Origin of the sequence: Chryseobacterium nepalense, assembly GCF_023195755.1 — a bacterium.
GTDB lineage: Bacteria > Bacteroidota > Bacteroidia > Flavobacteriales > Weeksellaceae > Chryseobacterium > Chryseobacterium nepalense.
In genome coordinates this window covers 2,910,242-2,936,700 of record NZ_CP096203.1, presented here as the reverse complement: position 1 = coordinate 2,936,700, position 26,459 = coordinate 2,910,242, and the positions used below count along the sequence as shown (strand labels likewise).

General features: G+C 36.9%; 27 protein-coding genes and 3 tRNA genes. 12 read left to right on the top strand and 18 right to left on the bottom strand.

The features are described 5' to 3' along the window. Positions 1 to 2 precede the first annotated feature (2 nt). Positions 3 to 662: an SGNH/GDSL hydrolase family protein gene (locus M0D58_RS13060; protein ID WP_248390124.1), complete on the bottom strand. Its 660-nt coding sequence runs from the start codon at positions 660 to 662 to the stop codon at positions 3 to 5. 165 nt (positions 663 to 827) lie between these two features. On the opposite strand from M0D58_RS13060, the gene M0D58_RS13055 reads away from it, so the two are divergent. Both M0D58_RS13055 and M0D58_RS13050 read left to right on the top strand, forming a co-directional pair. Beyond that, positions 828 to 2,336 carry a DNA recombination protein RmuC gene (locus M0D58_RS13055; RefSeq protein ID WP_248390121.1) on the top strand — a complete coding sequence of 503 codons (1,509 nt, stop codon included), beginning with the start codon at positions 828 to 830 and terminating at the stop codon, positions 2,334 to 2,336. Positions 2,337 to 2,441: 105 nt separating this feature from the next. Next, positions 2,442 to 3,209 carry a TrmH family RNA methyltransferase gene (locus M0D58_RS13050; protein WP_248390119.1) on the top strand — a complete coding sequence of 256 codons (768 nt, stop codon included), beginning with the start codon at positions 2,442 to 2,444 and terminating at the stop codon, positions 3,207 to 3,209. Positions 3,210 to 3,300: 91 nt separating this feature from the next. Here the strand turns inward: M0D58_RS13050 and M0D58_RS13045 are convergent, their stop codons facing one another. Next, complete coding sequence (locus tag M0D58_RS13045) at positions 3,301 to 3,567, bottom strand: hypothetical protein (RefSeq protein ID WP_248390116.1); 267 nt, start codon at positions 3,565 to 3,567, stop codon at positions 3,301 to 3,303. A gap of 184 nt (positions 3,568 to 3,751) precedes the next feature. On the opposite strand from M0D58_RS13045, the gene M0D58_RS13040 reads away from it, so the two are divergent. Next, positions 3,752 to 4,915: a hypothetical protein gene (locus M0D58_RS13040; protein WP_248390113.1), complete on the top strand. Its 1,164-nt coding sequence runs from the start codon at positions 3,752 to 3,754 to the stop codon at positions 4,913 to 4,915. After that, positions 4,899 to 5,483, top strand: coding sequence for a hypothetical protein (locus tag M0D58_RS13035; protein ID WP_248390110.1), 585 nt, complete (start codon positions 4,899 to 4,901; stop codon positions 5,481 to 5,483). The genes M0D58_RS13040 and M0D58_RS13035 overlap by 17 nt, the downstream gene beginning before the upstream one ends. Here the strand turns inward: M0D58_RS13035 and M0D58_RS13030 are convergent. Together M0D58_RS13030 and trhO are read right to left on the bottom strand one after the other, a co-directional pair. Then, a complete protein-coding gene (locus M0D58_RS13030) occupies positions 5,429 to 6,007 on the bottom strand; it encodes a 5-formyltetrahydrofolate cyclo-ligase (protein ID WP_248390107.1) in 579 nt (192 codons plus the stop codon). The two genes, M0D58_RS13035 and M0D58_RS13030, sit on opposite strands and share 55 nt — an antisense overlap. A gap of 106 nt (positions 6,008 to 6,113) precedes the next feature. Next, positions 6,114 to 7,478, bottom strand: coding sequence for an oxygen-dependent tRNA uridine(34) hydroxylase TrhO (gene trhO, locus M0D58_RS13025; protein WP_248390104.1), 1,365 nt, complete (start codon positions 7,476 to 7,478; stop codon positions 6,114 to 6,116). A 354-nt stretch (positions 7,479 to 7,832) separates the two neighbouring features. Here trhO and M0D58_RS13020 point away from each other — a divergent pair, with 354 nt between their 5' ends. Next, positions 7,833 to 9,365 carry a trypsin-like peptidase domain-containing protein gene (locus M0D58_RS13020; RefSeq protein ID WP_248390101.1) on the top strand — a complete coding sequence of 511 codons (1,533 nt, stop codon included), beginning with the start codon at positions 7,833 to 7,835 and terminating at the stop codon, positions 9,363 to 9,365. A gap of 60 nt (positions 9,366 to 9,425) precedes the next feature. Here M0D58_RS13020 and M0D58_RS13015 read toward each other — a convergent pair whose 3' ends face one another. The 3 genes from M0D58_RS13015 to M0D58_RS13005 all read right to left on the bottom strand — a co-directional run bounded on the left by M0D58_RS13015 (position 9,426) and on the right by M0D58_RS13005 (position 12,915). Then, positions 9,426 to 9,878 carry a hypothetical protein gene (locus tag M0D58_RS13015; RefSeq protein WP_248390098.1) on the bottom strand — a complete coding sequence of 151 codons (453 nt, stop codon included), beginning with the start codon at positions 9,876 to 9,878 and terminating at the stop codon, positions 9,426 to 9,428. After that, positions 9,878 to 10,258 (bottom strand): RidA family protein, encoded by a 381-nt coding sequence (locus M0D58_RS13010; RefSeq protein WP_029297852.1) that lies wholly within the window; start codon positions 10,256 to 10,258, stop codon positions 9,878 to 9,880. The genes M0D58_RS13015 and M0D58_RS13010 overlap by 1 nt, the downstream gene beginning before the upstream one ends. Positions 10,259 to 10,326: 68 nt before the next feature. Then, the gene (locus tag M0D58_RS13005) at positions 10,327 to 12,915 is read right to left on the bottom strand and encodes a putative LPS assembly protein LptD (protein WP_248390095.1); all 2,589 of its coding nucleotides are present in this window, start codon (positions 12,913 to 12,915) and stop codon (positions 10,327 to 10,329) included. A 66-nt stretch (positions 12,916 to 12,981) separates the two neighbouring features. Here M0D58_RS13005 and M0D58_RS13000 point away from each other — a divergent pair, with 66 nt between their 5' ends. The 6 genes from M0D58_RS13000 (at position 12,982) to M0D58_RS12975 (ending at position 15,579) form a co-directional block, all read left to right on the top strand. Further along, the gene (locus M0D58_RS13000; RefSeq protein ID WP_248390092.1) at positions 12,982 to 14,268 is read left to right on the top strand and encodes an N-acetylmuramoyl-L-alanine amidase family protein; all 1,287 of its coding nucleotides are present in this window, start codon (positions 12,982 to 12,984) and stop codon (positions 14,266 to 14,268) included. Positions 14,269 to 14,324: 56 nt separating this feature from the next. Beyond that, positions 14,325 to 14,396 (top strand) — tRNA-Glu (locus M0D58_RS12995). A gap of 291 nt (positions 14,397 to 14,687) precedes the next feature. Continuing rightward, entirely contained in the window at positions 14,688 to 15,008 is a 321-nt protein-coding gene (locus M0D58_RS12990) for a hypothetical protein (RefSeq protein WP_248390089.1), read from the top strand. A 67-nt stretch (positions 15,009 to 15,075) separates the two neighbouring features. Continuing rightward, on the top strand, positions 15,076 to 15,330 hold the full coding sequence (rpsT, locus tag M0D58_RS12985; RefSeq protein WP_072883895.1) for a 30S ribosomal protein S20: 255 nt from the start codon (positions 15,076 to 15,078) through the stop codon (positions 15,328 to 15,330). Between the two features lie 11 nt (positions 15,331 to 15,341). Further along, positions 15,342 to 15,413 (top strand) — tRNA-Glu (locus tag M0D58_RS12980). A 94-nt stretch (positions 15,414 to 15,507) separates the two neighbouring features. Further along, positions 15,508 to 15,579, top strand: a tRNA-Glu gene (locus tag M0D58_RS12975). Between the two features lie 122 nt (positions 15,580 to 15,701). Here the strand turns inward: M0D58_RS12975 and M0D58_RS12970 are convergent. The 10 genes from M0D58_RS12970 to M0D58_RS12925 form a co-directional block, all read right to left on the bottom strand. Next, on the bottom strand, positions 15,702 to 16,643 hold the full coding sequence (locus M0D58_RS12970; RefSeq protein ID WP_248390086.1) for a transporter: 942 nt from the start codon (positions 16,641 to 16,643) through the stop codon (positions 15,702 to 15,704). 7 nt (positions 16,644 to 16,650) lie between these two features. Then, complete coding sequence (locus M0D58_RS12965; RefSeq protein ID WP_248390083.1) at positions 16,651 to 17,736, bottom strand: cytochrome-c peroxidase; 1,086 nt, start codon at positions 17,734 to 17,736, stop codon at positions 16,651 to 16,653. Further along, complete coding sequence (locus tag M0D58_RS12960; protein WP_248390081.1) at positions 17,720 to 18,547, bottom strand: MbnP family protein; 828 nt, start codon at positions 18,545 to 18,547, stop codon at positions 17,720 to 17,722. The genes M0D58_RS12965 and M0D58_RS12960 overlap by 17 nt, the downstream gene beginning before the upstream one ends. A 180-nt stretch (positions 18,548 to 18,727) precedes the next feature. Further along, positions 18,728 to 19,096 (bottom strand): hypothetical protein, encoded by a 369-nt coding sequence (locus M0D58_RS12955; RefSeq protein ID WP_248390078.1) that lies wholly within the window; start codon positions 19,094 to 19,096, stop codon positions 18,728 to 18,730. Between the two features lie 4 nt (positions 19,097 to 19,100). Next, entirely contained in the window at positions 19,101 to 19,775 is a 675-nt protein-coding gene (locus M0D58_RS12950) for a superoxide dismutase (RefSeq protein ID WP_282569105.1), read from the bottom strand. A gap of 110 nt (positions 19,776 to 19,885) precedes the next feature. Next, positions 19,886 to 20,566 carry an SCO family protein gene (locus tag M0D58_RS12945; RefSeq protein ID WP_248390075.1) on the bottom strand — a complete coding sequence of 227 codons (681 nt, stop codon included), beginning with the start codon at positions 20,564 to 20,566 and terminating at the stop codon, positions 19,886 to 19,888. After that, positions 20,553 to 20,828: a YHS domain-containing protein gene (locus M0D58_RS12940; protein ID WP_248390072.1), complete on the bottom strand. Its 276-nt coding sequence runs from the start codon at positions 20,826 to 20,828 to the stop codon at positions 20,553 to 20,555. The genes M0D58_RS12945 and M0D58_RS12940 overlap by 14 nt, the downstream gene beginning before the upstream one ends. 288 nt (positions 20,829 to 21,116) lie before the next feature. Continuing rightward, positions 21,117 to 21,479 carry a hypothetical protein gene (locus tag M0D58_RS12935; protein ID WP_248390069.1) on the bottom strand — a complete coding sequence of 121 codons (363 nt, stop codon included), beginning with the start codon at positions 21,477 to 21,479 and terminating at the stop codon, positions 21,117 to 21,119. 205 nt (positions 21,480 to 21,684) lie between these two features. Beyond that, complete coding sequence (locus tag M0D58_RS12930; protein ID WP_248390066.1) at positions 21,685 to 23,643, bottom strand: heavy metal translocating P-type ATPase; 1,959 nt, start codon at positions 23,641 to 23,643, stop codon at positions 21,685 to 21,687. A gap of 46 nt (positions 23,644 to 23,689) precedes the next feature. Continuing rightward, on the bottom strand, positions 23,690 to 24,109 hold the full coding sequence (locus M0D58_RS12925) for a Fur family transcriptional regulator (protein ID WP_248390063.1): 420 nt from the start codon (positions 24,107 to 24,109) through the stop codon (positions 23,690 to 23,692). A gap of 189 nt (positions 24,110 to 24,298) precedes the next feature. Between M0D58_RS12925 and M0D58_RS12920 the strand changes: the two genes are divergently transcribed. Then, entirely contained in the window at positions 24,299 to 24,706 is a 408-nt protein-coding gene (locus tag M0D58_RS12920) for a type II 3-dehydroquinate dehydratase (protein WP_248390060.1), read from the top strand. 132 nt (positions 24,707 to 24,838) lie between these two features. On the opposite strand, the gene pckA is transcribed toward M0D58_RS12920, so the two are convergent. Continuing rightward, positions 24,839 to 26,458 carry a phosphoenolpyruvate carboxykinase (ATP) gene (gene pckA / locus M0D58_RS12915; RefSeq protein WP_248390057.1) on the bottom strand — a complete coding sequence of 540 codons (1,620 nt, stop codon included), beginning with the start codon at positions 26,456 to 26,458 and terminating at the stop codon, positions 24,839 to 24,841. Between the last annotated feature and the right edge of the window lies 1 nt (position 26,459).

Here is a 26,459-nt window from a genome sequence, read left to right as displayed (position 1 = left end):
GACTATTTTATTCCTAATTTTTTAATCAGAATAGATTCCATTTTCTCATACCCTTTTGCGGTAGGATGAATTTCGTCTTCCGTATAAATTTTATCAAGTCCGTTCCGTGAGTCTTTCATTTCGGAATGATAATCTATATAGGGAATATTTCGCTTTTTGGCGTAATTCTCAATCATTTTATTGAGGGCAATTACTTTTTCTGCGGGATGCATACCCTTTCTCCACCCAAAATCATATGCAGGAAGAAGAGAGCATAAAACAACTTTAATGTTATTTGCTTCTGCAAGTTCTACCATTGAAACAATATTTCCAAATACTTTATCCAGAGAAATCGGCCCCTGATTTTCTGCAATATCATTTGTTCCTGCAAGAATAATTACGCGTTTCGGTTTCAGATTAATAACATCTTCCCTGAATCTCAAAAGCATCTGCGAAGTAACCTGCCCGCTGATTCCTCTCCCTACAAAATTATGTTTTGTAAAGAATGACGGATCTGTAGAAAACCAGCCCTCTGTAATGGAATCACCCATAAAAACCGTATTCGGAGCAATATTTTGGGATAAAATTTCCTGATTTTGTTTTTCATATTTAGCATAATTAGCAAAATCCTGCCCTGATAATACGGCTGAAAAAATAATGGCTGCAATACTTAAGAATTTCATTAAAGAATATTTAAATTAAACGGATGCAATAATAACAGTACAAATATACGTTTTGAAACGAGCTGTAAAACCTTTTAATAAAATACTATTTAAAATTTTATTCCCAAATTAAAACTTACGGTTTCCCGCAAAAGAAATCAGCTTTGCTTTTTGTAATTTTGAAAAATGGAGATCACATATTTAATATTAGGATGTATCGCAGGCGGATTTATCGGGTCTGTCATTCAGTATTTTGCCTTAAAATCGTCAATGATTTCAAGAAAATCCTTTGACGAACTGAATAATCTTTATATCAAAAGCAATTCTGATCTGGAAAATTCAAATCTCAAAATCCAGGAGCTGAATCTACAAATCATGAATGATAAAGAAATAACCCTTCAGCAAACCGACCTTTTGAATGACTTAAAAAATGAATTTGCAAAAATTTCAGCAGAATACACCTCATTGAACACCCAGTTTACTGAGCAAAAACAAATACATTTAAAGCAAACTTCCCAGATTGAAAGTCTTCTGACAGAGAAACAGGCACTCTTTGCAAAAAACTCTGAAATTTCTGCTATCAATGAAAGCTTACAGAAATCTCTTGAAACCCAAAAACAGGAAATAACCAAAATTCAGGAAGAATCCAAATTGCAGTTTGAGAATCTCGCCAATAAAATTTTAGAAGAAAAGGCAGAAAAATTCACCACTCTGAATCAGCATAATCTCAAAACCATCCTGGAGCCTTTTCAGGAAAAAATTACTGATCTCAAAAACCGTGTTAATGAAGCCTATGAAAAAGAAAATAAAGAGCGCTTTTCACTGGCAGAAAGAGTTAAAGAACTCGCCGAGCTGAATCAGCAAATTTCAGAAGATGCCAAAAAATTGACCCGTGCCTTGAAAGGCGAAAGCAAAACGCAGGGTAACTGGGGAGAAATGATCCTTGAAAGTATCCTTGAAAAATCAGGGCTGGTAAAAGGCAGGGAATATTTCCTGGAACACGAGCTCAGAGACGAAGACAATAAAGCACTGTTTTCAGAATTCTCCGGTAAGAAAATGCGCCCCGACGCCGTGGTAAAATATCCGGACGAACGAAATGTAATTATTGATTCAAAAGTTTCTCTTACCGCTTTTACTGAGCTTGTGGATGAAGCCGATCAGGATGTATATCGTATAAAACTGAACCAGCATCTGTCATCCATCAAAAACCATATCGCTCAACTGAGCCAGAAAGCTTACGATGATTACGGGAAATCTCTTGATTTCGTAATGATGTTCATTCCGAGCGAACCGGCTTATATTGCAGCAATGCAGGCAGACCAGGATCTCTGGAATTATGCATACGAAAGACGGATTTTATTATTGAATCCAAGTAATCTGATCACTTCCCTAAAACTGATCTCCGATCTCTGGAAACGTGAATACCAGAACCGGAACTCTATGGAAATCGCAGACCGCGGCGCCCGGCTGTATGATAAATTTGTCGGTTTTATAGACAACCTGGAAAAAGTAGGTAAAAATCTTGATCTGGCGAAAAATGTTTATAATGATGCATTTAAACAGCTATCTACAGGAAATGACAATCTGGTAATACAAACTCAAAAACTTAAGCAGCTGGGGATAAAAAACAAAAAAGAACTCCCACAGAGCCTTATCGACAGCTCGCAGGTACATCTTGATATTTCCGGGGAGTAAATTTTCAATATAGCCTTAAGATTAAGCTCTGGCCTTCGGCCGGAGCTTAATCTTAAGGCGCATTTATCAGAGGGATCTTAAAAAGATTTTACATAATTTTGCAACATGTTAATAGAAAGTTTTCAGAACGAAAAAGTAAAATACATTACTAAACTCCTTACCGATAACAGATTTCGTAAAAAGTCGGAAGTTTTTGCGGTGGAAGGACAGCAGGAAAATGAGAGGGCACAAACCTTCGGTTTTGAACCTGTTGAGTTTTTCATATGTGAAAATATCTTTCAGAAAGAATTTCCAAAAGGTAAAATTCATCTTGTAAGCGAAAAAGTGTATGAAAAGATTGCATACCGCGGAAGCTCAGAAGGAATTATCGGGGTTTATAAAACAAAAGAAACCGATTTATTTTCATTTAAGCCTAAAGCAGATTCTACGATCATTGTGGTAGAGGGTGTTGAGAAGCCCGGAAATTTAGGCGCCATTTTAAGGAGTTGTGAAGCTTTTGGGATTGACGGACTTATTGTTTCCGACGGAAAAACAGATTTTTACAATCCCAATGTCATAAGATCAAGTGTAGGCTGTCTTTTCGGAATGAACGTTTTTCAGGCAGCAAATGAGGAGACTTTAGAGTTCCTGAGTAAAAACGGTTATGAAATTTACACTACCATTATGGATGAAAGTTCAAAAGATCTATATACAAGAGATTTCAAAGAGAAATCAGCTGTGGTATTTGGAACGGAGCATTCTGGCCTGAGTGACTTCTGGATAGGAAAAGGAAAAAACACCCTCATTCCTATGACGGGAAGCATCGATTCACTGAATCTGAGTAATGCCGTAGCTATTACCTGCTATGAAGCACTGAGACAAAAAACAGTTTGATAACTGCAGTATTACCATATTGGAGAATTTTGAGCATAAAAAAACCGCATCACTGAGTGAGCGGTTCTTTTATTTTTAAAGCGTGCTTTAATTATTTAGCAGCTTCTTCTTTCTTAGCTTCAGCTTTAACTTCTTCTTTAGCTACTTTAGCATCAGCTTTAACTGAATCTTTAGCAGCATCAGCGTTAGCTTTTACTGAATCTACAGTAGCATCAGCTGTAGAATCGATAGCTGTAGTAGCTGAATCAGCAGTAGCGTTTACTGAATCTTTAGAAGCGTCAGTTGAGTTAGTTTCAGTTTTTTTACAAGCAACTAAAGAGATAGCAGCGATAGCAGCTACGAATAATGACTTTTTCATAATAAATTAAATTTAATTTTGTTAATATTGTTTTATAAAATCTTTTCTCTGTTCGGTTATTTGAACGAGACAAAGGTATAGCAGATAGAAAATTTGTTTAAGAAAAATAATTGTAATACCTTTGTAAAATAGATTTACAAATAAATATACATGATAATCAATAATTTAATTATTTTAAAATAAATTGACTGATTTAGATTTATTACACTTTGAGCAGCTGAAAAAGGATGTACAGGCTCAATACCTGAAAGAACATACCCCTTCCTATGATGATATTTCTAAATGGAAGGGAATTGATATCATTTATTTTCAGGAAGACCTTCGCAAAAAAGCGAAAGGAAACATCAGCGAAAAATCTTTTTATACCTATTTTAAAAATTCACCCGTTACCAAATTACCCAGAATTGATATGCTTAATTTATTGAGTATTTATGCGGGTTATGAGTCTTGGTACGAATTCAAAAAGCAACACCTTTTTGCCGGAGAATTTCTAAAGGATGATGAAGAAATGACCGATGAAGATCTTGTTGAAATTGAAAAAACAGTTTCAGAATCCCCTGTTTTCTCAGCAGATGAAATTTCAGTTCAAAAACAGGACCGAAAAGCACCTGAAAATACAGATTTACAAAAATCAATTACTGAAAATCAAATAATTAATCAAAAACAAGAATTGCCTATCGCAATTAGCACCAATGAGTCGAAACCAAAGAAAAGCTTCGTTCGAAAAAACGTCTGGGCTCTTGTAACCTCTGTTCTGGTAATTCTTACAGGGCTTTTGGGATTCAAAGATGTTATTTTTTCAAAAACATATAAATACTGTTTCACTGACGCAGACAGAGGGGTTGGTGTTGTAAACACCATCGAAATTAAAGTGATCAAGGAAAACGAATCCCCGATTCTTTATAAAATCAAGCCTGGAGAATGTTTTTATTACTCTACGAAGGATAAGAATCTGAAAATGCAGATCAGTTCACCATTTTATGAGTACCTGGAAATCAACAGAAGCCTGGAAAACGCACCAGATGAAGAAATTATTGAATTGAAACCGGATGATTATAAGATGGCGGCCTATTATTTCTCTATTAAAGATGCTAATGGAGATCCTGAGGAACTCAAAAGAAAAAGAAATCAGCTGGAAAGCCTCATCAGCAGTAATGCTGTTATTTACCAAATTTATGACAATAATATCTACGGAATAGAAAGGCTGGACAAACAAAAATATATTACCCTGGTAACAACCCCTACTACATCCCTGAAAAATTTAAGTGTTATTGAAATGAAAAAAGACAATAACGGAAAAATCATCTCCATCAAATTTAAAATTGCAACAGATGAAAAGAATAAATAACTTTTTAATATTTACAGTTCTGCTTCTTGCATTTGTTTCCTGTAACAACAAAAAAACTGAAATAAGTGACCTGGACAAGCTTCGAAACAGCAATAATACCAAAACCTATCCTGCAGTACAGATGGATAGCGCACAGGCTATTAATTACATTACCAAACAAAAAGTTCAGGAACTTCTTGACCTGTCAACACTGTATTTATCCGGAAATAAAAATACGGAAATTGATACCCTGATCTATTCCCAGATGCAGAGTTATTTTCATAAACCTGACAGTCTTACTTTCAAAAATCTTTTTCATGAGCTGGACAGCCTGAAGGTAAAAACCGTTAAGGTAAATAACCTGGAAGTATATAAAGACATCTATAATCAGGATACGCTGGATTTTGCAAAATTTAGTGTAGAATATTTCGACAATAAGAATAAAACGTTGGGCACGTTTGAGAAAAATGCACAATACATTCTTGTTTCCACACCGAATACAAAAAAGGAGTTTAAATTTTTCTTTCTGAACTTTTATTCCAATCCTTTATTAAAAAAAGACAGTACATCGGTAGGTGTAACCAGATAATCCAAAGAAATGTCCTCTTTCCGGACATCATCGATATTTTCATCGGGGTTAAAATAATTAACTCCGATTTTTTTTGATTCCGAAGAAATATTTCTGAAAAAATCATCATAAAAACCTTTTCCGTATCCTACTCTATTGCCGTTTTTATCAGCATACAGCAAAGGGGTAATTACATAATCAAAATCTGTAATCCCTGAATCATCATTGCTAACAGGCTCCAAGATACCCCATTGATTTAACAAGAATGCCGTATCCTCAAAAATTTCTACGGAAATCAGCATTGTATCAACTATCTTAGGCACAAATACCCTGATATTTCGACTAAAAAAATAACTTGTGAAAAACCGGGTATTAATTTCCCTGAATTTATTAATAGGAATGAAAATGTGTGCTTTTTGCTGCGGTAAAGGTTTGAAATATTCAATAAAATTTTTAAAGATATTTTCAGATTTCTGAAAGATTTCTTCATCAGAAAAGAACTTTCTCTTCTCCAAATATTTTTTTCTAAGCTCAGATTTTTTCATAACTAAATTTATAAAAAAGATAGCGCTCCTACGGAGCGCCATTTTATTATTTTCAAAACTTTGTTCTACACAGACAAAACTCTACGGAGTTTCAAGGCCTAAAACATTACTCGGTAATTTTATATAATTTGTCCGATAAACGAACTCTGAAAGGAAGCCCGAAAGTAATCTGATCTCCAGCTTTTGCAAGATTGTTAAAATTTCCGTTAACAAAAATATCAGATATTGTCACTTCCTGTTCCCCTGTTGTAGGCCCGGAAATCAAAACCTTATCCCCTACGGCAAGCTCACCATTCTCAATTAAGAACTGGGCAATTTTAGATTTTGAATAGTAATGCTCTGCTTTTCCGATCAATGTTTTTTTGATTTTGATTTTCTGGCGGATATCCTTTGTTTCAGGTTTTGCTGCTTTTGCTAAAGGCACATCCGGTAAATCACCTGACTTTTTAAACTTCAATGCTTCGGATTTTCCTTTTCTGAAAACTTTATTTCCAACCTGCAGTCCTTTTCTCAGTTTTACCTGTTCTTCCCATGGCATATGAATTGTTTCCTGGCATTCTGTGGAACAGCAGTTTTCCATCGCCGTCTTACACTCGTCACACTGAATAAACAATAAATGACAGGCATCGTTTGCACAATTGGTATGGTTGTCACACGGTTTTCCGCACTGGTGGCACTGTGCAATAATATCGTCGGTAATTCGCTCACCTAACCTGTGGTCAAACACAAAATTTTTTCCGATAAATTTACTCTGAATCCCCTCTTCTTTAATCTGGCGGGTATATTCAATAATTCCTCCTTCCAGCTGGAAAACATTTTTAAAACCCTGATGCTTGAAATAGGCACTTGCCTTTTCACAACGGATTCCTCCGGTACAGTACATCAAGAGGTTTTTATCTTCTTTGAAATCCTGTAGTTGTTCGTTGATAATAGGCAGGCTTTCTCTGAAATTTTCAACATCCGGCGTGATGGCCCCTTCAAAATGGCCTACTTCGCTTTCATAGTGATTTCTGAAATCTACAACAATCGTATTAGGATCTTCAAGCAATTCATTAAATTCTTTTGCCTTTAAATGAACGCCTTTATTGGTAACATCAAAAGTTTCATCGTTCAGACCATCGGCAACGATTTTATTTCTGACTTTGATGGTTAATTTTAAGAATGAATGATTATCCTGCTCCACTGCTACATTAAGACGAATACCCCGCATGAACTCATATGCCTCAAGCGTTTCACGAAATGCATCAAAATTATCCGCAGGAACACTCATCTGAGCATTAATACCTTCATGAGCAACATAAATCCGTCCTAATGCATCCAGCGCATTCCAGGCTATAAATAAATCGTCACGAAATTTTTTAGGATCTTCAATTTTGGCATACGCATAGAAAGATAATGTAAGACGCTCTTTTCCGGCCTCATCTATAAGTCGAGCTCTTTCTTCTGCGCTTAAGGTGTTGTACAGTTGCATGCTATAAACGTTTAAGTGAGAAAATTTTTGCAAAGATAATTATTTTCTAACTATTGAAAAAATAACAATTGTCATATCGGCGGGTGATGTGGTATTGTTTTGGTGTTATAACACTCAATTAAATTTAACTTTATGACAATAAAGACATCCATATGTCATAATGTCATTAAGTTTTTTTTAAGTTTCGTTAATTAAGATTTCAAATTTACAGGAAACTATATAAAGTATTACAATTGCTGTTAAATTTTAGTTAAAATTAAAACATTACATACCAAGTGCATACTTATTTAGCATTAAATTTGTTCACAACAATAATGAAAATTTCACATAATAATTAAATAAGAAAGATATATAATGAAGAGTACTTTAAAAAAGCTATTACCATTTGCCGTAGTAGGAGTGATCTCAGGAGCTACTACCGTTGGAACCTTACAATATTTTAATCATGACTCCAACAGTGCGGACCAGTCATACTTTACCAAATCGGCTTCTGATGTTACCTTTGCTGGGATGAATTCATCTGCTGTGGGTGATGATTTCGTGAAAGCAGCAAAAACTACTGTTCCTGCCGTAGTAACCATTAAAAATTACCAGTCCAGAACGGCCAACAGAGCTTCCGAGCAGGATTTATTTGATTTCTTTTTCGGGGATCCTTTCGGAGGAAGAGGACAGCAAAGACAACGACAGCAGCAACAGGTTCCTGATAATATGCCTTCAGGAATGGGTTCCGGAGTAATCATTTCTCCTGATGGTTATATTATTTCAAACAACCACGTTGTGGCAGGAGCTAATAAACTCGAGGTCGTTTTAAGCAATAAAAAATCTTACATTGCTACTCTAGTCGGCACTGACCCAAACACCGATATTTCTTTACTAAAAATCGAAGAAAAAGGGCTTCCTTACCTGAATTTTGCTAATTCAGATAATATTGAAGTTGGACAATGGGTACTTGCCGTAGGAAATCCACTTGGATTGAATTCTACTGTAACGGCCGGAATTATTTCTGCAAAAGGAAGGGGTATAGGAATTTTAAGCTCACAAGGCAAAGCAGCCAACCCTATTGAAAGCTTTATCCAAACCGACGCAGCCATTAACCCCGGAAATTCAGGAGGTGCTTTGGTGAATACGAACGGAGATCTTATCGGTATCAACTCTGCAATACAGTCTACTACAGGATATTATCAGGGTTACGGTTTCGCCGTTCCATCCAATTTAGCAAGAAAAATTATTGAAGATATCAAGAAATTCGGTATTGTACAGCGAGGCTTCCTGGGCGTACAGTCATTAGATTTATCCAATGACATGCAGGTAGCTGCTTATAATAAAGAGAAAAAAACCAATATCAAAGCTGGCTCCGGAGTGTATGTAACCGGTTTCGGAGATAACAGCGGCGCTGAAGATGCAGGATTAAAAGTAGGTGACGTTATTACGAAAATCGACAATACTGCTGTAACGGACTTTGCAGACCTATCAATTGCCATTGGAAGCAAACGTCCTGGTGATAAAGTTTCGGTAACTTATGTAAGAAACGGAAAAGAAAACATGACTACCGTAACGCTGAAAGATCAGAAAGGCGGAACCTCAACAAGAACTAAAGCAGACCTTAGTGTTACAGAAAAAATCGGAGCTGAATTCAAACCTCTTGATGAGAGATTTAAAACAGATTACGGATTAAATAGTGGCGTAATTGCGACAAATGTCACAGAAGGAAGCGAGATTGCTAAAATAGGAATCGTAGACAACTATATTGTTATTGAGGTTAATGGCAAGCCTGTGAATTCGCAAAAAGATGTAGAAAAGATTCTTGATAAATATTCAGGGAATGTATCGGTAAAATTTGTGGATGCTTACGGACAAATTTATACCAGAGGATTTAAAATGCCTTAACAAATATTCACATTCATATCAATAAAAAACGCTGCCGTTGGCAGCGTTTTTTTATGTTTTTTATGATTGATTTACTTTTTCGGAAATTCTTCTTTTATTCTTACGTTCATAAATAATTTCTACAATCTTTCCTCCTATCCATGAAAACGGGAAAAAAGTTAAGAAAATGGAAATTTTATAGAAGGTAGGATGATACGGGAAAATAATAATATCCAGCATAGCCAGAAATAACATGATGAAACCGATTAGAATAGCATAAGCCACCTTCGCATATTTTACAATCATCGCTGTAGCAACGCCTCCTACTGTTGTTCCCAGTCCTGAAATAAACAAAAGGAAACCAAAGAATGCATCATCATTCTGCATGCTTTGAAGAAATCTTTCCCAATGCTCAAAGGGAGCAAAAGCTTCAAAAGTAATCCATTGCGGAAACACCCTTATCCCAAGAGTAATAATAAGCCCGGCAATTCCCAGACCTACAATAACCGCAATTGTATTTCTTATAAAATTCATTAATCCTGATGAGCAATCATAGAAATTTCGATATCCACATTTTTCGGCAGGCAAGAAACCTGTACTGTTTCACGAGCCGGGAAGCTTTCTGCATCAAGATAAGATGCATAAATATCATTCATTACTGCAAAATCATCCATACTTTTAAGGAAAATGGTTGCTTTCACCACATTTTTAAATGTCATTCCTGCTTCCGTAAGAATAGCTTCAAGATTTTTCATTACCTGATGTGTTTCCTTTTCAATTCCTTCCACCAATTTACCTGTTGCAGGATCTACAGGAATCTGACCCGAAATGTATAAAATTCCGTTTGCCATATTGGCTTGTGAATAAGGTCCGATTGCTGCAGGAGCATTTACAGTGTTGATTATTTTTTTCATTAGAATTTATTTTGGGTGCAAATATAAAATTTATATTCTATTTCTATAATCAAATATCAAATCTAATGCTAGAATGGTGCATTCGGCTGTGTAAAACTTCTGTCTTTATATTTCAGTGCATCACTTAAGATGTTGGCTTTGATACCGATAAAGAAATCATACACCTTATATTGCCCGAAAGGTACCCAGTTAAAATTGATGGTAAAACTTCGCTGATCCCTTGCGAAACCAATCCTGGTATATGCCAATTGTTTGGTCACCATATCATAGTGAGTACTTGCATTAATATTCCAAAACGGCGTGAGCTTAATACTTCCGTCAAGCCCTACAGAAGCTAATCTCGTGGGCGTTCTTGAAGCATAGCTTTTTGTGTAAGCATAATTCGCATTTACATTCAGGGTCCAGGCCTGATCAAAATGAGCATAATTATCATCATCAAAATAATAATTTTCATTTCTCACCTCCCCTTTCGACTGGTACTTTTTGGAATAATCTGTTTTTTCGCCGAAAATTTCGCTGCTTAAAGGATAAGACAGCTGAACATTAAAGCCCTGTACGCTGAAACCTCCCAGTTCTTCCGTTCTGATTCCGGTATCCTGTCCGGGAAGATAAATGATTTTATACGGATCTAATGATAAGCTGGTGTTTACGCTTAATTTATTATCAAAGAATGAAGACTGCCCGTTGATGGTAAGGATGGAAAAACGATGGTCTTTTGCGGCAAAATTGTAATTTCCTGAAAGATTTAAAGATTCGAAAATTTTTATCTTCTTTACTCCCGTAGAATCTTTTTTAGACTTCACTTTCATTTCAATATTGTTTCCGATATTGAATCCCAGCGCGCCTACCATTCCACTGCTTGGCGTTCCTACAATACCGCCTTCAAAAATAGAATAAGGCGTTAAAGCTCCGTTGGCATCATAATAATTCTTATAATACCCGAAACCGGAACCTCCGAAATCAGGAGAATAAGTAAACCCGATGCTTGGCGTCATCATATGCCTGATAGCCTCAATTGCAGAACCCTTCTTGAAATTTGCCTGCCCGTATAAAGTAGTCTGAATACTCGCCGTCGTTGAAAAAGTAGAATATCCCGCAACTCCTTTATCGGTTGCCGTAATAGCTTTGTTGGCAATAGGATCATAATATTTTCTAACAGTTTTAGTCGTTAAAGCATTATCGATATTAGCTCCTAAACTGAATGTGAAATATTTCGCGATGGTGGTATTGGTTCCTAAGGCAATATTATTTTTTAGTCCGGTCTGCAATTTATCCCACATCGCCGCTTTGAAAAGTTCTCCTTCATCCGTCTGAACAAAATTGGTAAGATTGATTCCAGTATTTACCGTGATATTTTCCAGCAATCCTGTTCTTGTTCCGGTTTTAGAGCCGAAAAGATAAAACTGATTAATTGCCACATTCATCTGCGGGAGACGAAGATCTGACAATCCGGTAGCAAAGTTCTGGGAATAAGATGCTGTTGCTGTAATGGTTGCCGGTAATCTCAAAAATCTCTTAGTAACCGTTACGGTTGAATTTTGCTGGGTATTTAATACGTTTTGATTTAAAATATAATTGTTGTTCAGGGTATTGTTGTAGAATTTGGTACTCACAATATCTACCGACGCAGAAAAATTAAGAAACGGATTTGATTTGGTATCCTGAGTATGTCTCCACGCAATTCTGTAGGTACTTGTTTTTCCGTAATCATCCAATCCTTTAATTCCGCGCACCGCCGTTCCGATATCTGCGGAGAAGTTTCCGGAATACCTGTATTTCTTGACATAGTTCATTTCCGGGCGTAAGTTCCAGCTTCCTTTTGTATAAATATCGGCCAGAATCTTAAGATCAAAATGCTCTCCAATCGGCTGATAGTATCCCAGTCCGTTCAGGAAAAAGCCGACATCCTGCCTTTCCCCGAAACTCGGAATCAGGATTCCTGCAGACCTTTTGTCTGAGAACGGCAAAATCGCAAATGGCATGATTAACGGAGTAGGAACCTGTTCGATATACATCTGAATAGGTCCTGAGATGATAGAAGATTTATTTTTTGTTTTAACCAGTTTAATATTGGAAGCACGCAAAAAATAGTCTGCCGTAGTATCTTTCTTTTTAATGAAATAATCATCGGTTGTATAATCCGCCCGCCTCATGGCGAAAACAGAATCATTATATTTCTTTGTCTTTTCAGCAACAATGACCCCTTCATTTTCCTCGGTCCTGGCATTAAATGCGATAGCCTTTTTTGTTTTTGTATTGTACTGAAACTCGTCGGTTTCATATTTTTTACCGGCTTGTGTAATAACAGCGGGCTCGATATATCTTCCCAAAGAATCCTGCTTCCCGCGCGCGTACATAAGACTTTTGGTTTCATCGATGGAAATATAATCCGCATCGATCTGAACATCCTGGTATTTTACCTGTGCGTTCTTGTTCAGATAAATCATTTTTTTCTGAAAATCCCGGCGGTTATAATCTGCTTTGGTCTGAAGAACACTTTCGAGAGGCTCTTTCTTCAGAACAACAGTATCTTGTTTGGGAATAGTATCATTAACCGTATTTTTAGTCAATTTTTCGGGAGCTTCCTGTGCTAAAAAATTGTTAAAAATTAGGATAATTAAAATTTGTAATATATTTTTGGAGACGGTTTTGACCAATTTATTTGTTATATTTATTTATATACAATTAAGGCTCAAAATTAATATAATTTTTAAAACTGTAGGATGCACAAAGTAAATTTTAAAATAATTTTATCATTTCTCCTTCTTCTTTCGATCAACTTTATTTTTTCGCAAAAGAAATTCACCATTGTTCTGGATGCAGGACATGGGGGAAATGACCATGGGGCTAACAGAACTTATGAAGATATAGGCAGGATTGCTGAAAAAGACATCACGCTTGCCATTACCTTAAAAGTTGGAGCAATGCTCGAAAAAAATAAAGATTTCAAAATAATTTATACCCGAAAAATAGACGAATACCCTTCATTGTCGGACAGAACCAACCTTGCCAACAGAAGCAAAGCGGATCTTTTTATTTCAATACATTGCAACTCTTCCAAAAAGCCTACCGCCTACGGAACGGAAACTTTTGTACAGGGGCCGGACCAGAATGACACTAATCTTGAAGTTGCCAAAAGGGAAAACGACGTGATATTTCTTGACGAAAAAGACAAACAGACCTTCGGTTCTTATGATCCGAGTTCACCGGAATCCCTGATTGCACTGAAACTTCAGCAAAGCAAATATCTGGAATCCAGCTTGCTTCTGGGCGGCCTTGTGGAAGACAACTTTGTTAATAAAGACAAAAGAAGCTCTCGTGGTGTTTTCCAGAAAAACCTGCACGTTCTTCGTATGAATGCGATGCCTTCCGTTCTTATTGAGACTGGTTTTATCAACCATCCCGAAGAAAGCCATTACCTTGCTTCAGATAAAGGACAGGATGAAATTGCAGAAAGTATTTACAGAGCGGTTATTGATTACAAAAAAGCGGTAGACCGTAAATCAGGATATGCTGCATCAACGAAAAAACCGGAACCGGAAAAACCTGTGGAAGTTGCCCTGAAAAATGACTTCAGAATTTTACTTCTAAGCTCTCCAACAAAATACAACGACGGAGACCCTGCATTAAAAGGATTAAACTACATTCTTCCCATTAAGGAAAACGGACAGTATAAATACTATTACGGTGTCACAAATCTGGCTTCTGTGCGGGATATTAATATCAAAACAGCTAAAGATGCGGGATTCCGAAATGCATATGCGGTAGGTTTTATGCCGAATCAGAAGCTGAATACAGGATACTATACAATTGAAGTGTATGCAGGTGATAAACTGAACGGAAATTCATTTATCCTGCAAAACCTGAAGGACGTAGAACGAAATAAGGAAAACGGTGTTTTCTACTATACGTATGGAAAAGCACAGACACTGGAAGATGCAGTAAAACTCCAGAAAGATCTTGAAAATAAAGGCATTAAGAATACGGTCATCCAAAAAGTAGCTAAATAAAGCAATATAATTTTGAAGTTAAAAAGTTAATAACTACTTTTGCAACCTCAAAATTTGGCCTATTCGTCTAGTGGTCAGGACTCAAGATTTTCATTCTTGCAACAGGGGTTCGATTCCCCTATAGGCTACGACATACAATTAATCTCTGATCTGTAAAGATTGGAGATTTTTTTTGACTGTAATTAGATAAATAATTACAGTCATTTTCATCATTCAATTTTATTACTTATAATTCATTTTACCATCAGACGACTTTCCAAACCCAATAATCCTATTAAAAAAATGATACACATTATGAATTATTTATCTTAAAAAACACCCAAAAATAGACAGAGGCATTTTGTTGAAAAGAAAAAAATATTATCTTTGCACCGCTTTAAAAAAGAATAGTTATTCTTTCAAAGCCACAAATGTATATCATGCCGGATTTAAAAATACAGGAAGCGAAATTGCTTTTCAAAAAAATCCACTCTAACCCAAAAAGTTACGATTTAAGAATCAATGAAGACGGGATTACAGGCAGTGATGATGAAATAAGTTTCAGACTTTACAGGACAGAAGAAAGAGTCGATTTTGCAGTAACGATTGACGGACTTACCTTCACCAACACCACTGGAGAATGGAACAACGCGATGGCCATGCTTACCGCAACCATCAAAAAATTAGAAAGAGAAGAAGAGAATATTAAAATAGAACAGGCAATAGGAAAACTCCGAAAATATTTATCAGAAGAAAATTAAAAATTTTTAAAGATAAATTTGGCAGATAAAAAAAAAGTTTTTACTTTTGCACTCACATTTGAACGATATGGCAAATCATAAATCAGCATTAAAAAGAATTAGACAAAACGAAGTAAGAAGACTTCGTAACAGATACTACCACAAGACTGCTAGAACAGCAATGAAGGTGTTAAGAAATGAAGAAAACAAAGCTGCTGCTACAGAGCAATTGCCAAAAGTTATCGCTTTGTTGGATAAATTAGCTAAGAAAAATATTATCCACAAAAACAAAGCTGCTAACTTAAAAAGCAAATTAACTAAGCACGTTAATAAACTAGCTTAATAAGTATAGTTGGCCCGTTCGTCTATCGGTTAGGACCTCAGATTTTCATTCTGGTAAGAGGGGTTCGATTCCCCTACGGGCTACAAAATTTAATTACTATTCTAACCTGGTAATTAATAAGAGTTGATACTTATAAAAACAAAAAAACTAACATACTAGCAATAGTAGAAGATAGCTGGCCCGTTCGTCTATCGGTTAGGACCTCAGATTTTCATTCTGGTAAGAGGGGTTCGATTCCCCTACGGGCTACTTAAAAGAGATTCAATTTTTTGAATCTCTTTTTCTTTTATACGACGAATCTATTTTAATCAAATGGCAGCGTAAAAAAATAACCTCCACCATTAAAGTAAAGGTTATATTAGATACTACATTTAAATCCCAACATTCAGAAAGATACTGAACCTTGATTTTGCTTCAATGTCGCCTCCGGCAAGATTGGTGTAAGCAGGAAGCATCACTTCACTGCCCAAACTGAATTTTTTATATGAAGCTTCAAAACCAAGCTTTCCGTACAAAGCACTTCCCGCGGTTTTGGGCATTATTTCTCCAAATTGCCTATTCCAGTCGTAAACTTCACCCTGCATTCCGAATTTTCCGGAAAGAATACTGTTTTCATTTTTCCAGAGCCTGTAAAATCCTGCCGCCGCATAATTCCATTGGTTTCCGAAACGGTAATGTTTATTATTTTCAGTTTTCAAAGTATAATCTGTGTTCAGCAGCACCGCCAGTTTATCTTTCTGAAATTTATAATTCAGAACCATTTGATAATCCCAGCTTCCCGTTCCCAGTTGAAAACTCGGATTTACGCCTGTAATTCCTTTTTCATCAAATCTTCCAATTGGAATTTTCAAACCCAAACCTCCGTTTAGCTGGTGGGAAGAATCTTTGGAATTGAGTAGCTGATAAATTCCCATCACATTTGCATCTCCTATTCCATCAATTCTGATATCTCCCTGTAACGTTTTTTTGTTATGAAACTGAAAAGGAATACTTGCATACACACTTATGTTTTTAGCAACCGGAATTTTCCCCCAAAGCTGAAGCGTATTGAAATACTGATCCTGCGTAAGATCATTGACGAATAAATTTTCTTTCGCTCTGTAATGCTGTGCAAAATATTTAACCCCGATGAACTGAGGATTCAGTAAAGATTCAAAGCCGGAAGATCCATTTCCTGCGGCACAGCCACACGCATCACAATCATTAAAAAAAATTGGGCTGAGCTCTTTAAGAATCAATACACTATCATGGATTTCTTTTGCCTGGCTAAAAAAGCCTGCGGTTAAACCCAATGTTAAAAATATCTCCTTCATGATTTTATTATTCTGCAAATTTGGGGTTGGTTATAAAATTTTTATCACTTAAAGTTTTTAGAAAAGTAATAATGTTCTGTTTCTCCAAAGACGTCATCGGAATTCCGATGTGCCCGTTTTGTTTCAGCAACGGATCCAGGTTGGGTTGATTTTCTACGTTTTCAGAATAGAAATTCATCACTGCATCTAAGCTGTAAAATCGTCCGTCATGCATATACGGCGCGGTGTATTCTACATTTCTTAAGCTCGGAACACGAAATTTCATATTGTCATTCCAATCCAGGGTTACACGATATCTTCCTCTGTCATTAAATTGCGAATTGTAATACATCCCCGTATTCCGATAGCTTTCATCAGTAAACAGATCTCCTGAATGACAAGCCGCACATTTATTCTGAAACAAAGCCATCCCCTGATTTTCATCAGCAGTGAAAACGGCGTTTCCTTTTTTCATCCGGTCGTACTTTGAATCGGCAGAAATCATGGTTGCCATAAATTGGGAAATGGCTTTGAGAATTTTTTCACCGGTAATATTTTCATCCCCGAATGCTGCCTTAAACATTTTTTTGTAATTCGCATCAGCATTTAGCTTTGCTACTGCTTCAGGAAGAGAACTGTCCATCTCAAAATCAGTGGTGATCGGAACCAAAGATCTTTCATCAAGATTATGGCTCACTCCGTCCCAGGTATAATTTTTCAAAAAAGCCATATTTTGGATTGGCGGGGCATTGCGCATTCCCAACCGATCATCAATTCCGTGGCTTATATTGTGGCCGTGATGGGTAAAAGCATTTTCCTGAATATGGCAGAATCCACATGAGATGGTATTGTTTCTGGATAATTTTCCTTCATAAAAAAGCTTTTTTCCTAATGCAACTCCATTTACTGTGATTGGGTTTCCTGTGCTATCGAAAGTCATTTCAGGAAAACCGGATGATTTGTCGAGACGATAAGCTTCATCTTTAGGCAAAGGCTCAATAACCTCATTGCCCGTGCATGATATCAACACAAAAGCTGTAAAAAACAGTAAAATCAAAAGAGAGCCGGAACGACCTCTTTTGGAGGGTCTTAAAAAACTAATCATTGTGAACATGATCTACTTTAAACATTTTTGAAATATTGTTCGTCACCTTCACCAGATGCTGGTTCGATCCCATTGCCATATCGTTGGAACTATCCAATGTTAAAGCGGTTTGCCCACTCAGATATTGATTAAGATCCGCCAGAATATGAACGGAAGGAGTAATTTCTTCAGACACTCTTGCTGTTGTAGGAAAATCAAGGATAATTTCACGGTAAAGATCTGGCGTATTGTTGGCAGAAGTATCCCCCATATTTCCGCAATGGTTCATAAATTCTGTTGTTGCCGAAGATGTTCCGTATCTGCCTTCCAGTTTTGTGAAAATGTATCCTGCAGCCCAGGACCAGGCCATTCCCGCAGTTTTTGCTTTCTGCCAGAAAATTCCCTGTCCGTTCTGTCCCAAAAGATAAGCCGACTGGCTGATTCCTAAACCGATTCTTACTTTTTTGTAATTATTTTTAGGAATTTCTTTCAGGTTGATGTAATTGATTCCGGCAACGGCTTCTGCCTGATCTACGATAAATGCTCCGTTGTCGGGATCGTTGTAATGATATTTGAACTCACTTCCCTTTTCATCAATTAAAGTAATGTTGCTGATTATATATTTCAGGGTGGAAAACTGATGCTTTTGTCCGTTAACGGAAGTTTGGGTGGTTTGATTCAAAACTACATCTCCAAGATTATTGAATCCGTTTTCGAATTTTAGCTGAAGATTTCCCGGAGTGGAATCCATTACCTCATCATCGTCATTGCTGCTACATGATGATAGGGTAAACAAAGTGAAGGTAATAAAGAATAATGATAAAAATTTATAGATTTTCATTGTTGATTTTTTAGTGATAAATAGGTTGATATGCCCCATCGCGATAGGGATGGAAGCGGTTATCCTTTTTTTGGATTCTGACGAAAGGCAGAATCTAAAAAAAGATAGTAGCGGACAGCCCGACCCGTGCAGCCGGAAAAGCCAGGGAAAGGGGATCGCCCAAAAAGATAAAATGATACACTAAAAAACCGGTGGCCGGAAAATAGGTTTTAAGAACAGAAAAGAGTACGCCGTCTCATAGAGAAAACTGGAATTTGAAAAGAATGCGTCTTCTGATGTGTTAATTTCCGTAATATCAGGAAGGACGTAGATGTCCAACAATTTCTGTCCTGAATTTTTTGTTTTGTTTAAAGGAGAAGAATCGGTGTCATTGGTTTTTGCAATTTGTTTGCTTACGTAACATTTTCCGTTACAGTGAAGCTCCGGATTGCTTTTGTTGACACACAAAACTTCGGAGATATAATTATAATTTACAGCATATTCCACCAATGGCACCAGAGGTCTGAATACCACAAATAGTGTGAGAAATATGCTGCAAATTAAGTTCACTGAATTATTTTTTGCTGATCGCTTCTTCGTATCTTCTGCTGATTTCTTTCCAGTTCGTTACATTCCAGATCGCAGTCAAATAATCTGCTCTTTTGTTCTGATATTTTAAATAATATGCATGTTCCCATACATCAATTCCGAAAATAGGGGTTCCTTTTTCTTCTACCACATCCATTAAAGGGTTATCCTGATTAGGGGTAGATGAAACGAACAGTTTTCCGTTTTTGTCCACTGAAAGCCATGCCCATCCCGATCCGAAACGGTCTGCCCCCGCTTTTGCCATCTTTGCTTTAAAAGCATCCATGCTTCCAAATGTTTCATTGATTGCTTTTGCCAGTTTAGCTGAAGGCTGTGTATTTTTTTCAGGGGTTAAAACGGTCCAGAACAGCTCGTGGTTATAGTGTCCGCCGGCATTATTTCTTACGGCAGCCGGTAATTTTGAAGCATTGGACATGATCTCGAATAAGGTTTGTTTTTCCTGAGGCGTTCCTGCAATTGCCTTATTCAAATTTGCTACATACGCTGCAGCATGTTTGGAATAATGGATTTCCATGGTCTGCGCATCGATGTTTCCTTCCAAGGCATTGTAGGCGTACGGAAGTGGAGTCTGTTTAAACTGAGCCATCGCAAACTGCGCCGCAAATACTGCACTTAAAGCAGCAATTTTCATAATTTTCATACTTTTTATTTTAGGTGGTTTATCATTTGGCGGAAAGACGGGTGATGGAAGCTCGAAGTCTTTACATACTACATAAAACTTCCAGCCTCTAACTTCCATCTTCCAAACCTCTATTTCAACAATTTTTTAATATCTTCCATTAAAATTTCGCGGTCAGGATGGTATTTCCCATTCAGCTTTGGCACTTTTCCTTCCGGATCTTGATAATTCAACCCTGAATAATAGAGGATCGGCATATTTTCTTTATTGTACCGGCACCGGACATTTCCTTCTTTATCGACCAGGGCAATCATTCCGCTGTGGTTCAGGCTTTCGCTTTCATCTTCTTTATCTCCCACATAAATATTGAACTGATCAGCAAGCTTACCTATATAATCCCTGTTTCCTGTAAGAAAATGCCAGTTTGGAGATTTTACTCCGATTCTTTCGGCATGTTCTTTCAGAGCTTGCGGTGTGTCGTTTTCAGGATCAATGCTTATGGAAATGATTCCGAAATTAGGATTGTTGATCTCATCTTCAATGGCTCTCATATTGGTATTCATGACCGGACAAATTGTGGGACATTTGCTGAAGAAAAATTCAACCAGATATACTTTTCCAAGCATATCTTTATTGGTGATTTTCTTATTGTTCTGGTCGGTGAGCTCAAAGTCGGGAACCTTCATTACCGTATACAGATTTTTTTTGAAATAGCCCATTCCGACACCGATCGCGAGGAAAAGTAAAGCAATAACCGCAATCGGAACAATTACTTTGCTTTTGGAGTTATTGGTCTTTTTATTTTTGGACATATTTCTCAGGATTCTTTTTGAATTCGTCTTTGCAATAAGCACTGCAAAAACCGTACGTTTTATTTTTATAAACAGCGGTGTCTTTCATGTCGGTATCAGTCGGCATATTACAGATCGGGTCTACTGCATTGGCAAATTTCACCGGTTTTGCATCGGATTTTACTGCTGTTTTTGCCTTTTTATGTTTTACTTTAGGCGTTTCCTGGGCACATGCCATTAATGAAACAGACAATAATGCTGTTAAAATAACTTTTGATTTCATTTTTATTTAAATTGAAAGTAATAATGATTTGAATGGATCGATTTTTAAACTAGACTTACTAATGAATTCCTTGCTTATCCTTAATTAATCATAATGTCTTCTAACGCAAAGATCACAAAGATTTTTTTATAAACTTACTGTTTTTAAGTTCGCAAGTTTTTTGTAAACTTAATGTTTACGGGTTCGCAAGGGTACTTCGACAGGCTCAGCATAAACTAAGCACTCAGCAAGTGATAGCTATACTTTATTTTTAGTATCAATTCAACTAAAGATTAGCTGAAAATAATTTTAAGCTAATGGTGGATGGAATATTCTGGAAAAATATTCTGAAGTACGGAAATTGAAGTAATCCGATTCTGATTTTTTGTTTAAAACATCAAACTGACTGTTATCCGAAAAAGAAAGAATTTCATGGGATATAAAAACATCAATTCCTGAAATTTTTACCGTCTGATTGGTATTTGACTGTTTTTCTGTTTTTGCGAGTTCTTTGGCAACATAACATTTCCCTTTACAGGTAGATTGAGGAATGCTTCTGTTTTCGCAGAGATTCTTTACGATATATTCATAGTTAACCGCATAATTGATCAATGGCAGAACCGGACGTAATGCAATAGTACATATGATTAATATGGAAATAAAAAACCTCAACTTTCTTTTTATTACCACAAATATACTACTGAAAGTTTTCTTATAGGGCAATTATGATGAAAATCATTGATATTTCCGGACAACCCGCTGCACCTTGCGGAAAACTTTCCGGAATTACCAGAAAACTTTTTGCACCCATGCTTTAACTTTTCGGGTTATTAAAAAAGGCTCTATAATAGTTTTACCTATTCAAATATATTTTAATCTAAAAGATCATTCGCTGTATTCTCACGGCATTCAGAATAGCCAGTAACGCAACGCCTACATCTGCAAAAACCGCTTCCCACATCGTTGCCAGACCTCCCGCACCCAGAATAAGGACAGCTGCTTTAATAGTAAAAGCCAACGTAATATTCTGCCAGACAATTTTTCTGGTCTGTTTCCCGATGTTGATCGCCATTGGTATTTTACCCGGCATATCATCCTGGATAACAACATCGGCTGTTTCGATTGTAGCATCACTTCCCAGTCCGCCCATAGCGATCCCAACATCACTGAGTGCCACAACAGGCGCATCATTCACCCCATCACCAACAAAGGCAACGGATTCCTTTCCTGCTTTTATCTCTTTTACTTTATTAACCTTATCTTCCGGAAGAAGATCGCCATAAGCGTTCGGAATTCCCAATTGGGCGGCAACATGTTTTACAACAGAAACTTTATCTCCGCTGAGCATCGTTATTTTTACGTTTAATGCCTTTAACCGGTTGATAGCCGATTGTGCATCTTGTTTAACGGTATCGGCAATGGTGAGATAACCCACAAATTTTTTATCGTAAGCAACCGCTATCAGTGTATACACTATATTTTCAGAATCGATATTGTATTTAATATTGAACTGATCCATCAGTTTGAGGTTTCCAACCAACAGTTCTTTATCATTAATGTTGGCTTTCAGGCCGCGCCCTGCAATTTCCTCAATATTTTCCAGCGGAATGGAATGGTCTATTTCTCCCACATATTCATGAATAGCAGTTGCCACAGGATGTGAACTTTTGCTTTCCAACGCATTAATGAGCTTTAAAATTTCATCTTTATTAAAATCATTATTAAATTGAATTTCCTGAACTTTAAAAACACCTTCTGTTAACGTTCCGGTTTTATCCATTACCACATGCTGAATATTGGCCAAAACATCTAAAAAATTACTTCCTTTGAATAAAATTCCGTTTCTGCTTCCGGCACCAATTCCTCCGAAATAGCCCAAAGGAATAGAAATCACCAGGGCACACGGACAGGAAATTACCAGAAAGACCAATGCCCGATAAAGCCAGTCCCTGAATTGATAACCTTCAACAAAAAAGTAGGGAAGAAAAGTAATTCCTATAGCAAGAAAGACCACAATCGGGGTATAAATTTTAGCAAATTTCCTGATGAATAATTCTGTCGGAGCTTTTTGAGCTGTTGCGTTTTGCACCAGTTCAAGTATTTTACTCAGCTTGCTGTCTTGATAAGCGGCGGTTACCTTTATCTGGCTTACGGTGTTCAAATTAATCATTCCTGCCCATACAGAATCCCCTTTCATTTTTGTATCGGGTTTGCTTTCTCCCGTTAAAGCAGCCGTATTGAATGAAGCCGTTTCAGAGAGCAGTTCGCCATCTAATCCCAATTTTTCTCCTGATTTTAACTGAATGATTTCTCCTATATTGACTTTTTCTGCTTTCACAGTCTCCGCCTTTCCATCTTTTAAAATCGTCACTTCATCAGGTCTTTGATCAAGCAGCAGTTTAATATTTGTCCGGGCTCTTGTTACCGCCATCCCCTGAAAGACTTCACCAACCGAATAGAAAAGCATTACCGCTACTCCTTCCGGATATTCTCCTATCGAGAAGGCTCCTACCGTTGCAATTCCCATCAGGAAAAATTCTGAAAAGACATCACCGTTTTTAATACTTTCAAAAGCCTCTTTTAAAACAGGAAGTCCTACCGGTATATAGGCCGCCAAATACCATATAAAACGAATGATCCCTGTAAACCATTGTGGTTTGATAATATGATCTAAAGCAATTCCTATCAATAATAATATAAAAGAAACAATTGCAGGAAGAAACATCTGAAATACAGTCTTATTTCCTGTATCATGAGAATGTTCGTGATTGTGATCATGTCCTTCGTGATCATGTGTATGTTTCGGTTTTGGTTTTGTACTGCAGCATTCTTCCATAATTCTTTAATTTTATTTCAAATGTACAGACAAAATGCGTGCAACACTATTGCAAACTTTCCATACAGCTCTCACAGATTCCTTTGGCAAACAGCCTTATTTCATCGATCCTGAAATTGGTTTGAAGATTTTCCGGAAAAGAAATATCTTCTTTGCAGGTGGTCTGTTTACAGATTTTACAGTAGAAGTGAAGATGCCAGTCTTTGTGTGTATTTTCGTTACATCCGTCGTGGCAGAGTTTATATTTGGTTGTTGTGTTTTCCTGAATACCGTGAACAATTCCCTTTTCTTCAAATGTTTTTAACGTTCTGTAAATAGTGGTCCGGTCTGCAGTTTCAAAATGATTTTCGATTTCAGATAATGATAAAGCAGCTTCCTGAGAACTCAGAAAGTCATACACCAATATTCTCATGCTGGTGGGCTTTGTGTTTTTGTCTATTAATTTGTTTTCGATATCTTTTTTCATATGCTGTATCATTTGTTATTATAGCCTGTAACAGATTGGCATTTTACAGAATTGATTTTCAAAGTTAATCGTTTTAAAATAGATAACCCGATTGTTTTGCAGGACTTTCCCCGGAAATTGTGTTAGATATTTCGTTAAAAAATTATGCAGGCTACTACACCATATAGTAAAAACCATTAAATTTATCGTATGAAAGTTTTAATTGTCAATGGTCCTAATCTCAATTTATTAGGCACAAGAGAACCTGAAATTTACGGGAATATATCTATGGAAGATTATCTGGGTAATCTAAGATCTGAATTTCCATCTTGTGAGATCCAATATTATCAATCAAATATTGAAGGAGAAATTATCAACAGGCTTCAGGAAGATGATTTTGACGCATTGGTGATTAATCCCGGAGCTTTTACCCACTATTCTTATGCGATTGCGGATTGTTTAAAAAATATTCAGAAGCCTAAAGTGGAGGTCCACATCAGTAATATTTATAAAAGGGAAGAATTCCGGCAAAAATCTGTAACGGCGGCAAATACCGATGCGGTGCTGTCAGGATTCGGGATGGACGGATATAGGCTGGCAATTTTAAGTTTAAAATGATTTAAAAAAATAAAGATGCTTCTACAGGCTCAGCATGACAGACTCTAATACTAAATGTTCTATTTAATAGAAGTTTTAACTCCGAAGCATTTACAAATAAAAAATCCTCATCGTTTGATGAGGATTTCACATTTATTTAATTGTCTGTGTCTGCAGTTGAGGTCCTGAAGCGACTAATTTCTTAGCTTCTTCAGAATTGCAGTACTGTTCAAAGTTTTTGATGTATTTTGCAGCAAGATCTTTTGCTTTTTCTTCCCACTCTTCAGCATTGCTGTAAGTGTCCCTCGGATCAAGGATTCCTTCAGAAACATTTGGCAATGATGTAGGTACTTCCAGGTTCATAATCGGAATTCTTGTCTTTGGAGCATCTTCAATAGAACCGTCAATAATAGCATCAATAATTGCTCTTGTATCTTTTAAGGAGATTCTTTTTCCGGTTCCGTTCCATCCTGTATTTACCAGATAGGCTTTGGCGCCGTGCTCTTTCATTTTACCAATCAGTGTTTTGGAATACATGGTAGGGTGCAATGTTAAGAATGCTTCTCCGAATGCCGGTGAGAAAGATGGTTCCGGTTCTGTAATCCCCCTTTCCGTTCCTGCTAATTTTGAAGTATATCCGCAAAGGAAATGGTATTGCGCCTGATCTTCATCCAATACTGAAACCGGAGGCAATACTCCGAAAGCATCAGCAGAAAGGTAAACAATCTTCTTGGCATGTCCTGCCTTTGAAGGTAAAACAATCTTATTGATATGGTAAATAGGATATGATACTCTTGTATTTTCCGTAATAGAATTATCCGTATAATCTGAAACACCGTTGTTTACAACTACATTTTCAAGAAGTGCATCTCTTTTGATAGCCGCAAAAATATCCGGTTCTTTTTCTTCAGAAAGATCAATCACTTTTGCATAACATCCGCCCTCATAGTTGAAAACGCCATTGTTGTCCCAGCCGTGTTCATCATCTCCGATAAGATATCTTTTCGGGTCTGCAGATAAGGTTGTTTTCCCTGTTCCGGAAAGCCCGAAGAAAAGGGCAACATCTCCTTCTTCGCCTACATTTGCCGAACAGTGCATAGAAGCCATACCTTTTAACGGAAGGTAATAATTCATCATGGCAAACATTCCCTTTTTCATTTCACCGCCGTACCATGTTCCTCCGATGATCTGAAGTTTTTCGGTAAGGTTAAACATGATAAAGTTTTCAGAATGTAATCCCTGCTCTTCCCAGTTCGGGTTTGTTGTTTTCGATCCGTTGATTACCGTGAAATCCGGTTCTCCGAAATTTTGCAGTTCATAATGAGAAGGACGGATAAACATATTCGTAACGAAATGTGCCTGCCACGCCACTTCCATAATGAATCTCACTTTTAACCTGGTATCTGCATTGGTTCCGCAAAAAGCATCCACCACATAGATTTTTTTGGAGGTTGAAAGCTGATCGAGCACTAATTCTTTACAAGACTGAAAAATTCCCGGTGTTGTTGGCAGGTTTACTTTACCGTCCCAGAAAATTGTATCTCTCGTAACATCATCCTGAACAATGTATCTGTCTTTAGGTGAACGACCTGTGAAAATTCCTGTTTTTACTGATACTGCACCAGATTCCGTAAGCTCAGCTTTCTCAAAGCCCTGATTTTCAGGAGAAACTTCCGCCTGATACAATTCTTCGTAAGAAGGATTGTAAACGACTTCATAGTTTCCTTTAATCCCTAATTTTTCTAAATCCTGGATGATTTTAGCGTTTTTCATT

Coding starts and splice junctions, on each gene's coding strand:
- M0D58_RS13060 (WP_248390124.1), bottom strand. CDS start 662: ATGAAATTCTTAAGTATTGCAGCCATTATTTTTTCAGCCGTATTATCA.
- M0D58_RS13055 (WP_248390121.1), top strand. CDS start 828: ATGGAGATCACATATTTAATATTAGGATGTATCGCAGGCGGATTTATC.
- M0D58_RS13050 (WP_248390119.1), top strand. CDS start 2,442: ATGTTAATAGAAAGTTTTCAGAACGAAAAAGTAAAATACATTACTAAA.
- M0D58_RS13045 (WP_248390116.1), bottom strand. CDS start 3,567: ATGAAAAAGTCATTATTCGTAGCTGCTATCGCTGCTATCTCTTTAGTT.
- M0D58_RS13035 (WP_248390110.1), top strand. CDS start 4,899: ATGAAAAGAATAAATAACTTTTTAATATTTACAGTTCTGCTTCTTGCA.
- M0D58_RS13030 (WP_248390107.1), bottom strand. CDS start 6,007: ATGAAAAAATCTGAGCTTAGAAAAAAATATTTGGAGAAGAGAAAGTTC.
- trhO (WP_248390104.1), bottom strand. CDS start 7,478: ATGCAACTGTACAACACCTTAAGCGCAGAAGAAAGAGCTCGACTTATA.
- M0D58_RS13020 (WP_248390101.1), top strand. CDS start 7,833: ATGAAGAGTACTTTAAAAAAGCTATTACCATTTGCCGTAGTAGGAGTG.
- M0D58_RS13015 (WP_248390098.1), bottom strand. CDS start 9,878: ATGAATTTTATAAGAAATACAATTGCGGTTATTGTAGGTCTGGGAATT.
- M0D58_RS13010 (WP_029297852.1), bottom strand. CDS start 10,258: ATGAAAAAAATAATCAACACTGTAAATGCTCCTGCAGCAATCGGACCT.
- M0D58_RS13000 (WP_248390092.1), top strand. CDS start 12,982: ATGCACAAAGTAAATTTTAAAATAATTTTATCATTTCTCCTTCTTCTT.
- M0D58_RS12990 (WP_248390089.1), top strand. CDS start 14,688: ATGCCGGATTTAAAAATACAGGAAGCGAAATTGCTTTTCAAAAAAATC.
- rpsT (WP_072883895.1), top strand. CDS start 15,076: ATGGCAAATCATAAATCAGCATTAAAAAGAATTAGACAAAACGAAGTA.
- M0D58_RS12970 (WP_248390086.1), bottom strand. CDS start 16,643: ATGAAGGAGATATTTTTAACATTGGGTTTAACCGCAGGCTTTTTTAGC.
- M0D58_RS12965 (WP_248390083.1), bottom strand. CDS start 17,736: ATGTTCACAATGATTAGTTTTTTAAGACCCTCCAAAAGAGGTCGTTCC.
- M0D58_RS12960 (WP_248390081.1), bottom strand. CDS start 18,547: ATGAAAATCTATAAATTTTTATCATTATTCTTTATTACCTTCACTTTG.
- M0D58_RS12950 (WP_282569105.1), bottom strand. CDS start 19,775: ATGAAAATTATGAAAATTGCTGCTTTAAGTGCAGTATTTGCGGCGCAG.
- M0D58_RS12945 (WP_248390075.1), bottom strand. CDS start 20,566: ATGTCCAAAAATAAAAAGACCAATAACTCCAAAAGCAAAGTAATTGTT.
- M0D58_RS12940 (WP_248390072.1), bottom strand. CDS start 20,828: ATGAAATCAAAAGTTATTTTAACAGCATTATTGTCTGTTTCATTAATG.
- M0D58_RS12930 (WP_248390066.1), bottom strand. CDS start 23,643: ATGGAAGAATGCTGCAGTACAAAACCAAAACCGAAACATACACATGAT.
- M0D58_RS12925 (WP_248390063.1), bottom strand. CDS start 24,109: ATGAAAAAAGATATCGAAAACAAATTAATAGACAAAAACACAAAGCCC.
- M0D58_RS12920 (WP_248390060.1), top strand. CDS start 24,299: ATGAAAGTTTTAATTGTCAATGGTCCTAATCTCAATTTATTAGGCACA.
- pckA (WP_248390057.1), bottom strand. CDS start 26,458: ATGAAAAACGCTAAAATCATCCAGGATTTAGAAAAATTAGGGATTAAA.